The organism is Paenibacillus sp. FW101-FHT12H11 (assembly GCF_058790355.1).
Genome location: NZ_JBYTCO010000004.1, coordinates 107,186 through 120,377 on the forward strand (window position 1 = coordinate 107,186; position 13,192 = coordinate 120,377).

Here is a 13,192-nt window from a genome sequence, read left to right on the forward strand (position 1 = left end):
CAACGCTTAGGGGGATTGTTTATGAAATCTCGACAATCAAATAAACCCCAGGTGAAGAGGAAAAAGTCCAAGAAAGCTGTTTGGCGGACTTCGGCGGCGAACAGCAGCTCCGCAGGTCGTACAGCAAGGGAATCCAATCAATTTGCGACAGGAATTGTGGGCAAATATGGTTTTTGGCGAAACAACTATTTAGGATTGCTAGCCCTTATTTTTAAGCAAAATGGGAAACACACCAGCAAACAATTAGCGGCATTAACAGATCCGAGTGATCGGGCATGGGTTATCCAGTTGGAAATGCTTTTGCAAAGTTTGCAGCACCCAGAATCGGCCCCCCTCATCACGAAACAACAAACCATCCGTCAGATTGAGCATCTTATGACGAATGCCGGATATAAGGTTCCGACAGCTCAAGCATTAACGCACAGATCTTCAAGTCCATTGGATGCAACTTCGGCTCATTTGCAAGAGGGGCAGTTAACTGAAAAGCAGGTTAATAAAAGAGGGCGTAAAAGCAAGAAGCAGCTCGAAACGAAGTCATCCGTTAACCATATAAATGAACCGCAAATGATCCCTGAATCCTCTCATGAGAAAAGGGTCAAGCCTGATTTAATTAATCACGTTAATAAAGGAAGCTTACCGTTAATCAACCGCTCGATTGGGCAGATTGCTGCCTCGATAGGGATGGTTGGCAGTACCCGGCGTCCGATGCCGGAACAGCAGTCGCAAGCGGTGAGCAGACATCAACATACAACTCAAAATATCAACATACAGCTTAAAAACATCCACCTTTCTCATCGAAATGTCTTCCATGAAAAAGGAGATCAGTCTGCAACTCGCACTGGTTTGAATCATGCAGCTAAGACTAGTCATATTAACGTGGCTAATCATGTAGAGGCTATTCAACAAACCTCGCGTTTACTCGAACAGTTTCAAGAGGGCAAGTCGTCTGTAAGAGTATTGGAAAAACAAGGTAATGCTTCTATTGTGCCGAGTGCAAGGGTGAATACCAGTATAAATGGAAGTGTAAGTGCAAGAGCAGATGCAAGAACAAATGCAAATGCAAATGCAAGTACCAGTTCAGGTCGGCCTTCTGTTTTGGAGGTAGCCAAACAATCTTTAAATGGCGTTGTTCAGCCTCGGTTGGTCAGTAAGGTACAGCATGAACAGGTATTTGCGGAAAATATGGCAACTACAAGCTTGTCAGCTTCGTTGTCCAAATCACTGCCAAAGCTTGGGGAAGGTCCGTTTTCGACGGGGACAGCACCGGCTGCTGTACAATTTATCAATAGTTTGCTAGTAAGAAACGCTTCACAGGAGGCGGCGGCAATAGATTCAACGCCGACATCTCGTGGAAGCGATGTGAGAGTGGAGCGTAAACCTGAGGAATCAACATCCAAAGGTTTCCTGGCAACGAGTAAAATTCCGGTTGCTATCAATGCTTCTCGCTTAACATCAACCGTTCCCTTTGCTATGCACGCAATAGCTAATTTGAATGCAAGCACTGAAGCTTGGGGAAGCGCGCCGAGTTCACAACGTGTATGGCGAAAGCTGCAAGGACAAGAGCAAGCACGTTTGGATGCACAAGTTCAAGCGCAAGAGCAAACACGTATGCAGGAACAATTGGACTTGCAAGTGCTTGAGCGTGAGAGAGTGCGGGTACGGGAGCAAGAGCGGCAGGAACAGGAAAAACAACAACAGCTGCAACAACAAGAGCAAGATCGAGCTAAAGTACAAGAGATACTTCTTACCCAGCAGAATGTAATTAATCAGCACACCGCTGAGCTTCAGGAGCAATTGCAAATTTTGCAAGAGCAAATGAGTCACGGGGATGAAGTTCAGAAGCAGCAGAGGTTGCAGGAGCAAGAAAGAACGCAAGAGCAGCAGAGAGTGCATGAGCAAGAAAGAACGTTAGAGCAGCAGAGAGTGCAGGAGCAAGAAAGAACGCAAGAGCAAGAAAGAGTACAAGAGCAAGAAAGAACGCAAGAGCAGCAGAGAATGCAAGAGCAAGAAAGAACGCAAGAGCAGCAGAGAGTGCATGAGCAAGAAAGAGCACGAGAGCAGCAGAAAGCGCAAGAGCAAGAAAGAACGCAAGAGCAGCAGGGAGTGCAGGAACAAGAAAGAGCGCAAGAGCAGCAGAGAATGCAAGAGCAAGAAAGAACGCAAGAGCAGCAGAGAGTGCAGGAACAAGAGAGAACGCAAGAGCAGCAGAAAGTGCAGGAGCAAGAAAGAGCACGAGAGCAGCAGAAAGCGCAAGAGCAAGAAAATCTAGTGCAGATGGATGCACAGACGGAAGCTCTTCAGCAAGGAAACAGGCAGCGGTCCAAACAAGTAGCGGATCACGTCGATGCTGATCTGGCGGTCAAGCGGAAGAACGGCGAGTTAGGGCATGTAGGGGCAACCTCCAGTAATGGGAAGCTGACTAACGATGTAAGCGCAATTCACCGAATTATACGCACAGCCGGCAGGATGGGACAGAGTTCCGTAATGGAGCACCCCGAGCAACCCGTCGTTAATCAATTGAGCGGACACAAGCTAATTCATAGAAAGCCCAGCGCCATGGAAAATGGTGCAGAAGCAGCTGTGAAAATTCAAAGCAATGATAAAATGCTGCAGCAGCTTCTCCAAAAACAAAGACAGCAATCTTCTAATGATTCAATTGTTGGAAGTATACATACAAACCCTAATTTTTTGATTAGAGATAGATCAGTTAGAAATCATTTTACCGCCATGACGACTCACAAACCGCGAATGTTGCGGGGGGAGAGCAATCAGCGGAAGCATGAGATGACTCATGTTGAGAACAGACAGCCAATCAGTCAACCGAGACAAATGGGTAGACCAATGGAATCGGTGAACCAATTGGTGAACAAATTCGGAGGAAGTCGACCTGAAGCGGGCAATATTGTTTCCCCAGGACAAGGACTATACGCTTCAAACGTAACTTCTGAGATATCTGCAAATATAGCTAAAAAGGACGAAAACAGTGTAACGAAATTGGTTTCAGCAAGTCCGCTTGACGGTTACCGTGCTAGTCTGCAAGCAAGTACGCGACTTCAGGAGGCAGAGCGTATTTTCCGCTCTCCAGTAAGTAATGAACGAAGCGGCGTCAATCATGAACAGCAGGCCGACAACCAAGTGGTTGAGCGCGATGCTGATGTCATGCAAAGCATCCTACCGCCTGCCAACTTAGCTTCTGAGATATCTGCAAAGATCGCAGAATCCAGTATCGTGAAAATAGGTTCCATGTTTACCGAGCTGTCGGCCATGAATGATAGAAATAGGCTGCATGGGCGTACAGTCGTTGGAAATCCGGAACGGTCCACTGAAGGTACTAGAATCGATCAGGCAAGAGGATCAAACACTTTTGGAAGCATTGTTGAAAGAATTTTCCGTAAACCAGCTGAGCAGATAACCGATTTATCGGTATCCCTTGAACAAACTGGACGCAGCCAGTCCATAGTGGACCCAAGTGAAAAAGGATCGAATGATTGGATTCAAAACGGCCGGTCTTCGGGGGATTTTGCAGCTGAGATTGCTTCCAAAATAACGGAAAACAGCTTGAAAAGCATGGGGCCAAGCCTTGTACCGGCAGCAGCGGCAATAGGGACGCTGCGGAACAGGCAAGCAGATGCAGTATTACGACAGCAGTCACCAGAATCGGCTGTCCAAGCCATTTGGAGACAAAGAGAGGGACAGCCTTCTCCGGATAGAAAAGTGGAACTGGAAAGCAGTAATCGTACAGTTTATGTTAAAGAATTCATAGAAACAGCAGCCACAGCGGCAAGTGAATCATCTCCTGGAGTCGTTCGGAGAAGACCCTCCAGTGCCGCTAAAGGAATGGATACTTCAGTTTTCATGGTAGGTAGAGCGACCAAGGGTTCACCGATTGAGCGAGCTTCAACTAGCCTAGGCCGAGTAGGGACGCTAGGCTCAAATTTGGTGGATGCAGGTAGATTAACTGAAGTGCATCGGTTAATGGAAGCTGAGGCGCACGCGAAGCTTCAACTGCAGGCAGGGAGCGCCATGCAATCGCGGAAGCAGCCTGCCATGGGAGTTAGGCGCGGTGCGCAAGTGGAGCATATTCAGCGGCAAACCATAGCCGCAGAAAACGACCGCGCGCTGCGCGCGAGATCTGGTTCGCTTAATCAGTCGGAAGCCGGCAGCTTCCTGTCTGATTCCGCAGAGCGAACCATAAGAGCCCTGAGCGCGCTGGAAGAAGCGCGCGCTCAGGCAGAGCAGCCCGCTGCCGCTTCGCGGGCAGCGGCAAGAGCCGACGCGCGCATCACCCGCGCGTCAATGGCTCGCCAGCCCGCCAGCATGACACCGCGTGTCATGCCGCTGCTGGCGAGCAGCGCAGGAGCGCGCTTCGCTGCTCCTGCGGGAACCGCTGCGGCTTCGCCTGCCGCAGCGGTACACCTGCTGCCCGCCCACGGGACGGGCAGCTTCACGCAGGCGGCTGCCATAGGCAGAGCCGCCGCCGCAAGCACCGGCGCCCCCCAAGCGGGCGCGCCAAGCACAATGCTGCCTAACATAGGCAGCAGCATCGCATCCGCGAGGCAGGAGCACCTGGCCTCGCAGCAACCAACGCTGGAGCACAAGCAGGCTCCAGCGGCTCCAGTACCGAACAGCGCGTTGGCGGACGCCCCGCTGGAGATGGACTGGCTGCGCACCAAAGCGAGCGCAGATGAGGCCCAAATCCCGGCGGCGCCGGTTCCACAAGCGCCGCCGGAGCTGAGCAGCGAGCAGCTGCAGGAGCTGGTGAAGCAGATTCCGCAGCTGGATGTCACGAAGATTGCGGATAAGGTATTCCGCGAAATCGAGAAAAGAATGAAGTTCGAGCAGCAGCGGCGTGGACTTTAACTTTTAATATAACGGTTTACATAGAAGAAGAGGAAAGGACTGACACCTGTGGCACTCAAGAAAGCCATGATTATCGTAGACAAGGGAAACAGCAAAGAGAATGTGCAAGTTTTGTTTAATCCGGGTGAGTATACCCTTGATACGAGCAATAGCTATTCTTGGAATACGGTGCCGGGCCTGTCCATGCCTATCGGCCAATTCGTAAGCGGTGGGACGACCACGCTCTCCATGGATTTTTATTTTGACACCTACGAAAAAGGGACCGACGTCCGTGAATATACGAAGAAAATATCCGGTCTGCTGGATGTAGAGAAGGAATTGCATGCGCCTCCGATATGCCGGTTTGTCTGGGGGTCTTTGGACTTCAAAGGCGTTGTCGAAAAGGTGAATCAACAGTTCACCATGTTTCTCGATACAGGAGTGCCGGTTCGTGCCAAGCTGAAGGTGACCTTTCGCTCCTGGCATACGAAGAAAGAGCAGTTGCAGACCATTCCCCGCCACTCGGCGGATCGAACGAAGCAGAAGATGTTGAAGCAAGGGGAGCAGCTGTGGATGATTGCCGCCCATGAATATGAAGATCCGAGCTTATGGCGGGAAATTGCCAAGGCCAATCAGATCGATAATCCGCTAAAAGTTGTAACGGGACGACGCATTGCAGTCCCAAGATTGGACTGATCCGATGGCGACACTAAGCTTGGAATCCAGTACATTCACCTATGATGACTTAGCTAAGAAGTATAAAGAGTTTTTCGCGCCAGCTTATTTAATTACAGTTGATGGGACGAAACTTTCTGATAATGTAGCCATATCCACGATACGTGTGGAAACTTCGATTGATGGAACGGCGGATTCTTTTTCATTCCGAATTACGAACGCTTACGATGTGACCCAAAATGATTTCCAGTGGATAACGGATTTTACATTAGGGAAAGCCATCGATATCAGTCTTGGTTATGTGGATAAATTCACGCCGGTTTTTACTGGATTTATCACATCCGTCGTCGTCGATTTCCCCGAGGACGGCTCGCCCGGTCTCATTGTACGAGGGATGGATTTCTCGTATTTGATGATGAAGGGGACGAAGTCCCGCTCGTGGAACAAAAAGAAATATAGCGATATCGTTGAGGAAATCGCCAAGACCTACGGCGCTAAAGTTCATATTGATGCGACGACGACGGAATATCCCGTGATTGCGCAGAGCCAGATCAATGACTTTCATTTTATTCAAAATTTAGCTAATTTGGTTAACTATGATTTCTTTGTTGTAGGCAAGAACTTGTATTTCCGCAAGCCGTTAACCGAGATGTCGCCTGTAATGACGCTGGAGATGGGCAAAACGCTGAGAAATCTAACCATCGACATGAATCTTGCCGAGCAGATCACTAGCGTAAAGGTACGGGCATGGGATAACAAAGAGCTGAAAGTGATCGAAGGAGAGTCGGCAACGATTGCAAAGCTTGGCGGTAATTCCAAGACCGGCAAAGATATCCTCGCAGCCAAAGGGGATTTCGTAGAGCATGTTTATACGAACGTTACCTCTGTAGAGGAGGCCAAAACGTATGCCAGTGCTTTGTTGAACAGACGGGCGATGAAGCTGATCAGCGGTTCAGGAGAATGTATCGGCATTCCGGAAATCAGGGCCGGGCGGTACATCAAGCTTGGTGGAGTCGGCAAAAAGTTTGATCAGCCTTATTATGTGACCGGCGCTACGCACCTGATTAATGATGAAGGTTATACGACGCGCTTTCAGTTAGGAGGGAATGCGGTCTAATGTTCAAACTTCCCGATATCACTCTAGGCGGTGTTGCCAACTTCGCTTCCCAGAAAATCGGCGGTGTGATGGTCGCGGTTGTGACCAACAATAACGATCCCGATAAGCTTGGGCGGGTGAAGCTGAAGCTGCCCCTGCAAGAAACGGAAACCGAAACGGATTGGGTGCGCATTGCCACGATGATGGGCGGCAAGGAGATGGGCAGTCTTTTTATCCCGGAAGTGAATGATGAAGTGTTAGTCGCTTTCCACCTCGGGGAGCTGCGTCAGCCTTTTGTGATCGGCATGCTGTGGAATCCGAAGAACAAACCGCCGGCGCCGGCTGAGAAGAACGATCTGCGGATGATCAAATCGCGTTCAGGCCATGAACTATCTTTCAATGATAAAAGCGGTGACGAGAGCATCACGATCAAGACTAAAAAAGGTCAAACCATTGAGTTGAAGGATAAGGATGATAGCATTTCAATTGCCGATCAGAGCGGGAATAATAAGATTTTGATCAAAGGCGGATCAGCGAATGAGATTTCGATTGTCAGCCAAACATCCAAAATCACCCTTAACGCCAAAGGCGATGTAGCCATTGAAAGCTCGAAAGAAATCAAAATTAAATCAACGCAAATTAATATAGAAGCCTCCGCAACGATGGCGCTTAAAGCAGGGGCCACACTGGATTTGAAGTCAGACGGCATTATTAATATTAAAGGCAGTATGGTCAAAATCAACTAACGAAGGAGCGTGGACGGATGTCGGAAGCATTTTTGGGGCGAGGCTGGAAATTCCCGATTCAGGTCGACCCTGCGACAGGGCGAATTCGGATGTCTGAATATGAGGAAGACATCGCTGAAGCGATCCGCGTTATTTTGGGCACCACCCGGGGAGAACGGGTGATGCGTCCGAGCTTTGGCTGCGGCGTGCAGGAGTTTATTTTTGGCTTAACGGACGATACATCCCTTCATCTGCTGGAAAGCAATATCCAGGAGGCAATTCGCAATTGGGAGCCGAGGGTCCATGAAGTGGACGTGAAGGCAGTACCTGAAGCGGATGATCCGGGGAAAGTCATGATTCGCATTTCGTATCTGGTGCGTACGACGAATAACTTGTTCAACCAAGTATATCCATTTTACTTATATGAAGGTTCAAAATAGAAAGAGGCAGCGGAAACGATGATCATACGTACAAGAGAGGAGGTGGAGCTGAGCGATGCAACCTCCCAAAATTGACCCTAGAGATATACCGGATCTCATAGCGCAAATGAAGGAAATGGCGCCTTATTATACGCCGGAATGGCGCTTTACGCCTGAGAACCCGGACCCGGGTTCAGCGTTGTTCCTCATGTTCGCGGACATGTTTCATGACAATATCAAACGTTTGAACCGGGTGCCTACGAAAAACCTCATTGCGTTCCTCAATATGTTCGATGTCACGCTGCTTCCGGCAAGACCGGCCAGCAGTTATCTGACCTTCGCGCTCAACGAGGGGACGAAGGAGTCTGTGTTTATATCGGCCGGAACGCAGGTTGCTGCTGCAGTAGAAGGCAGTAACATTTTGTATGAGACCGCCCGCAGCACACTGTTGACGCCTGCCCTGCTGACGGATGCTTACGTGACAAGCCGTAAACAGGATAAAATTATTCGCATAGTGGAGGAATTTTTGACCGCTTCCCGGCAAGGTTTGGCAGCCCCGAGCAAGCTTTTCCGGCTGCAGGGCGACAACTTGCAGGAGCATGCCATCTTTTTGGAGCATAGCGCTCTCTTCACCTTGTCCAGTACGGCGCGGATTGAAATTGAATTCCGCAACTCCAAACGGCGATTTGAGGAGCTTGCGCTTTCCAGCCAACTGGCTGACCCGCAATTCACCGAGTGGCTGTATGCGACAGCGGACGGATGGATGCCTTTTGACCAAGTGACGGCCAAAGGCAATCGGGTCATCCTTTCAAAAGCGCACGAGGGAGAACTTGCCGAGAAGGAAGTAAATGGAAAAGAAGGCCGATGGATTCAATGCCGCTTGAAACCTCTTCTGCCTGGCGGGAAAACATTGGCGGACAGCCAACTGTCCATGGACCATATTTCGTTCAAAACCGATTATGTGGATTTGCTTGAACAAGGCGGCATTCAGCCGGATCTCATGTTTTACAATGATGTTGCTGCGGATCCGAGCGGTTTCTACCCTTTTGGCGATCAATTTGCGCTGTATGGCAGTTTTTATATCGGGAGCCAGGAAGTGTTCACGAAAAAAGACGGCGATATCAAGCTGAGCTTTGGACTGCAAGCCATTGAGAACCGATTCGGAGCAGAGCCGACGGAAAATATCGATTGGAAATTGGTAATGAAAAAGTCCAAATTCGATAAGCCGCCTGTCGTTCATATTACGGTGCTGCAGGTCGCTTGGGAGTACTGGAATGGGACCACTTGGGTGCGTCTAGAGGTGGGAAAAGAAGCGGAGAAGCTGTTTTATTACCCGAAGGAGCACAAAGTGCGTAAAGACATTCGCTTCCGCTGCCCGCTTGACCTTGAAGCCACTTATGTGAACGGCAACGAAAACCATTGGATTAGGGCAAGGATTTTACATATCGAAAATGCGTACGTGGCTCAGGCGCTTTACTTATCCCCTTGGATCGACGAGGTCTCTATGACCTATGAATACGAGGATCGTCTTTATCCTGCTGAGCGTTGTTTGGCGCTGAATAATACGGTATTTGAAGATCGAACGAGGCACAGCAAGCAGCTCGAAGGGGGCTTTGAGCCGTTCCAGCCGCTAGAGGGCAGCCATCCGGCTCTGCATCTATGTTTCGATTCGCCACCTGTAAAAGGGCCAATTTCGCTTTATGTTTCGGTGAAACAGCAGCGGTTTGCCGAACAGGATTTGCCAATGCTGGAATGGGAATATTTGCGTGCCGGCTTAATGCCCGGACATGCTTCCGAATGGGTCCCGCTAAAGGTGATCGACGATACGAACGGTTTGACGCAGAGCGGGATCGTGCAGTTTGTAGGCCCTTCCGATTTTGCTGGTGAATCTTTGTTTGGCCGAGAGGGTTTCTGGATTCGTGCCGTGAATCGAGACGATAAATACGATGATACGACAGGACGGATTCAGATTCCAACGTTACATGGACTCTATATGAACACCGTTCAAGTGATCCAGCAGGAGACGATTATCGGAGAGGTCCCTGAAGCTAAAGGGTTGGAAGAACTCGAATATCAGCTGAGCCGTACTGGCATCGTTTCGGAAGAAGTTTGGGTCGATGAGACGGAATTTGTAACGGAAGAAGAAATTGCTGAATACGAAAGAGCCGGCCTGCCGCAGATGGAAATTAGCCGGGATTCAGAAGGTAATTTGCTGCAGCTGTGGGTTCGCTGGATGGCTGTAAGTCAAATGGCCGATTCAGGAAATAAGGATCGCCATTACATGATCGATCGCACCTTTGGCCGCATTCGTGTCGGCGATGGCGTTCATGGCATGCACCCGCCTAAAGGCGGATTGGCGCAGATCAAAGTGACGTATCAAGTGACTTCGGGGCAAATAGGCAACGTAGGTGCACGTGAAATTAATCAGATGCAGGATTCTATCGCATTTGTCGGCGAAGTGTATAATCCGGAGCCGGCCTCTGGCGGCTGCCAAGCCGAGAAGCTGGAATCGGCCCTGCAGCGCGGTCCTGAGATGCTGAAGCACAGAAACCGTGCGGTTTCGGCCAAAGATTACGAGTGGCTCGCGCGCGAAGCGTACCCGAACATTGCCAAGGTTAGCTGCATCGCCAATCGAAATGCTTATATGCAAAAAGAGATCGGCGCTATGACACTTGTCATTTTGCCAAAAGAAGGCCAGCAGGGAAGCCTTGCGTTTCCTGTGCTTAAGAAGCAAGTCGAGCGTTATATCATTGAACGCGCATCGAGTCTCGTAGCTTTCCCGGAGCGGCTCCAAGTGATCGAGCCGGTGTATATGGAAATTTCCGTTTCAGCTATCGTCGCAGTTGAAGGCATGGATGCTGTCGTTACGACGGAAATACAAGCGATGGACAAGCTGAACCGCTTCCTGGACCCATTGACGGGGAACTTCGACGGCAAAGGTTGGGCGATCGGCCAGCAAATTCACCCATCTGTTTTTTATGCGCTGCTGAAGACGATTCGAACGATCAGCCATGTAGAGAAGCTCTACATGACGGTTTATAAGCTGGAGGACGGCGAGCGCGTCGAGCTGGATGTGAACCGCCTCCCGGCGCTCCCGCACGGCATTATAGTGAGCGGCAAGCATAAGGTGGTCGTGAACGCTTTGTAATAAGATTACTGAAGGAGGTGAGCACAAGTGCTGCCAATCCCTAATTTGGATGACCGAATGTTTGAACAGATGGTGATGGAGGCGCGGAAGTCGATTCCCAAGCTGTTTCCCGAGTGGACGGATGAGAATGAACATGATCCCGGGATTACGCTGCTGGAGTTGATGTCATGGATGACCGAGATGCAGCAGTATTACTTAAACCGTGTGACGGAGAAAAATGAGCGGAAGTTTCTGAAGCTGCTCGGCATTCGTCCGCGTGAAGCGGTATCGGCTGTTTGTCATGTGGCATTTTCAAACGTGGATCAGCCGCTTGTGCTTCCGAAGGGAACGCCGCTGAAAGCGATGGATCAGCGATTCGAGACGACTCGCACGCTGCAGCTTGTGCCTTCGACGCTGGAGAAGGTGCTGGTGCGCACAGAGACGGCGGCTGGCGATTTTACATCCAATAATCAGGCGAAGATTGCTTATTATGCTTTTGGGTCAGATGCGATCAAAGGAGCACATCTGTATCTTGGGTTCGATCGGGCGCTACCGGTAGAAACCGAGGTTTCCTTGGCTTTTCAGCTGTACGACCGATACCCGGTCAGGGTGAGTCATCGGGAAGATGAGGCGGCAGCACCCATCATATCATCCGCGAAGGTGGGATGGACGTTCGCTGGAGCAGGACAAAATGCTGGACAGGGGCAGCGTGGCCAAAGCGAAAGCTGGCTGCCGGTGGAAGCGGTAAGCGACTCGACGGTTCACCTGTCACAGAGCGGTGAAGTGCGTTTCCGCATCACTTCCGAAATGACGCCCATGGCGCTGTATCCAGCCGACGACCGCAGCCGCTACTGGATTTGCTGTACACTGGAGGAGGACGGTTACGAACTCCCTCCCAAAATTGAGAAGGTAAGCCTGAACAGCGTGCAGGCGGCGGAGCAGGAAACTTTCAGTGAAGTGACGGCATTTAACAGTACGGGAGAGCCTAATCAGCGGTTTGAGGTCAGCTCTTATCTCGCCTTTGGCGGGCTGCACACGGTGCAAGTACAGAATGAACAGGGCCGCTGGCACGACTGGCATATCGTCGCTGAGCTTGCGGACTACGGACCGGATGATCTCGTCTGCCAGCTGCTGCAGGATTCGGCCGGCCGTACCACCCGTCTGCGCTTCGGCGACGGGGTGAACGGCAGCATCCCGCCGCAAGGCGCGCAGCGGGTGCGGCTAATTGCTTACACGGCCGAGTTCGATTACGGCCGTTATATTGGAGGCAGCAAAGGTCTGCCGGGGCAGACCTTTGAGGTCGCTCGCGGCCGCACGTTCAAGCCCAGCAGCATGCTGCTGCAGGTAGGCTATTGGCCGCGTGGGGGCGGCAGCGTCGTGTGGGACGACTGGCAGTCCGTGGATGACTTCGATAATTCGAAGTCCACGGACCGCCATTACGTCTACGACGCTGAAGCCGGAACGATCCGCTTCGGCAATAACGAAGCGGGGCTTGTCCCGCCCAAGTCGGCGGAACCGAATATTCGGTTCCTGGCGCTGCAAGCTGGCGGGGGCGAGCGGGGCAACGTGAAGGACGGTCTCGTGACCGGCTTCACGGAAGAGCACGGCGTGAGCGTGACGAATCCGTTCCCGGCGCGGGGCGGCCTGGAAGCGGAGACGCTCACGCAGGCTAAGCTGCGCGTCCGGCGCGAGCTGGACACGCCGACAAGAGCGGTGACCGGCGAGGACTACGAGCACATCGCCAAAGCGACGCCGGGTCTGCGCGTCGCGCGGGTGAAGGCGATCCCGCTGTACAAGCCGGGCATGCGGGATTATCCCAAGGTCAAAGCGCCGGCGCAGATGACCGTCGCGGTCGTGCCTTATAGCGAAAGCGATAAGCCGAAGGCGGGCAAGGGCTTTTTGCAAACGATCAAGGGGCATCTGGATCGGCACCGGCTTCTGACGACGGAGCTTCACGTGATTCCGGCGGAATATATCAAAATCACGGTACACGCCGTGGTTGTGATGGAACCGAAGTACAAAAACGAGCAGCGGCGCATTACCCAAGAGTTGAGACAGCTGCTCCAGCCGATGGATCACGGTCAGGGCTCGGAGGGCTGGCGTTTCGGCCGGACGGTGTACAAAGGCGATATATACGGCGTTATTTCCCGGATCAAAGGTGTCGTGTATGTGCAGGATATTTGGCTGGATGCGGAGGGCACTGGTTTTCAAAAGGATGGCGCCGGCGATATTCACATCCCTCCATATGCGTTGGTCTACTCCGGTAATCACGAGGTGGAGACGATTAGCCAGACGGATTTATAGGTAGTGC

At 51.3% G+C, this 13,192-nt stretch carries 7 protein-coding genes; all 7 read left to right on the forward strand.

What is annotated here, in order from left to right; translation table 11 throughout:
• The first annotated feature begins 21 nt into the window (after positions 1-21).
• Genes AC3WTJ_RS14125 through AC3WTJ_RS14155 form a run of 7 tightly spaced genes read left to right on the forward strand, consistent with a single transcriptional unit; the run spans position 22 to position 13,185 of the window.
• Positions 22-4,860, forward strand: coding sequence for a hypothetical protein (locus tag AC3WTJ_RS14125; protein ID WP_492522318.1), 4,839 nt, complete (start codon positions 22-24; stop codon positions 4,858-4,860).
• 48 nt (positions 4,861-4,908) lie between these two features.
• Entirely contained in the window at positions 4,909-5,535 is a 627-nt protein-coding gene (locus AC3WTJ_RS14130) for a CIS tube protein (RefSeq protein WP_174806852.1), read from the forward strand.
• Entirely contained in the window at positions 5,513-6,631 is a 1,119-nt protein-coding gene (locus AC3WTJ_RS14135; protein ID WP_492522319.1) for a phage late control D family protein, read from the forward strand. Before AC3WTJ_RS14130 ends, AC3WTJ_RS14135 begins: the two co-directional genes overlap by 23 nt.
• The gene (locus tag AC3WTJ_RS14140) at positions 6,631-7,356 is read left to right on the forward strand and encodes a phage baseplate assembly protein V (protein ID WP_492522320.1); all 726 of its coding nucleotides are present in this window, start codon (positions 6,631-6,633) and stop codon (positions 7,354-7,356) included. The genes AC3WTJ_RS14135 and AC3WTJ_RS14140 overlap by 1 nt, the downstream gene beginning before the upstream one ends.
• Before the next feature lie 17 nt (positions 7,357-7,373).
• Positions 7,374-7,775 carry a GPW/gp25 family protein gene (locus AC3WTJ_RS14145; RefSeq protein ID WP_492522321.1) on the forward strand — a complete coding sequence of 134 codons (402 nt, stop codon included), beginning with the start codon at positions 7,374-7,376 and terminating at the stop codon, positions 7,773-7,775.
• A gap of 55 nt (positions 7,776-7,830) precedes the next feature.
• Entirely contained in the window at positions 7,831-10,902 is a 3,072-nt protein-coding gene (locus AC3WTJ_RS14150) for a baseplate J/gp47 family protein (RefSeq protein WP_492522322.1), read from the forward strand.
• Positions 10,903-10,929: 27 nt separating this feature from the next.
• Complete coding sequence (locus AC3WTJ_RS14155; protein ID WP_492522323.1) at positions 10,930-13,185, forward strand: putative baseplate assembly protein; 2,256 nt, start codon at positions 10,930-10,932, stop codon at positions 13,183-13,185.
• Positions 13,186-13,192: the final 7 nt, after the last annotated feature.

Excerpts from the sequence above, each read along its gene's own strand:
- AC3WTJ_RS14125 (WP_492522318.1), top strand. The coding sequence starts at position 22 with ATGAAATCTCGACAATCAAATAAACCCCAGGTGAAGAGGAAAAAGTCC.
- AC3WTJ_RS14140 (WP_492522320.1), top strand. The coding sequence starts at position 6,631 with ATGTTCAAACTTCCCGATATCACTCTAGGCGGTGTTGCCAACTTCGCT.
- AC3WTJ_RS14145 (WP_492522321.1), top strand. The coding sequence starts at position 7,374 with ATGTCGGAAGCATTTTTGGGGCGAGGCTGGAAATTCCCGATTCAGGTC.
- AC3WTJ_RS14150 (WP_492522322.1), top strand. The coding sequence starts at position 7,831 with ATGCAACCTCCCAAAATTGACCCTAGAGATATACCGGATCTCATAGCG.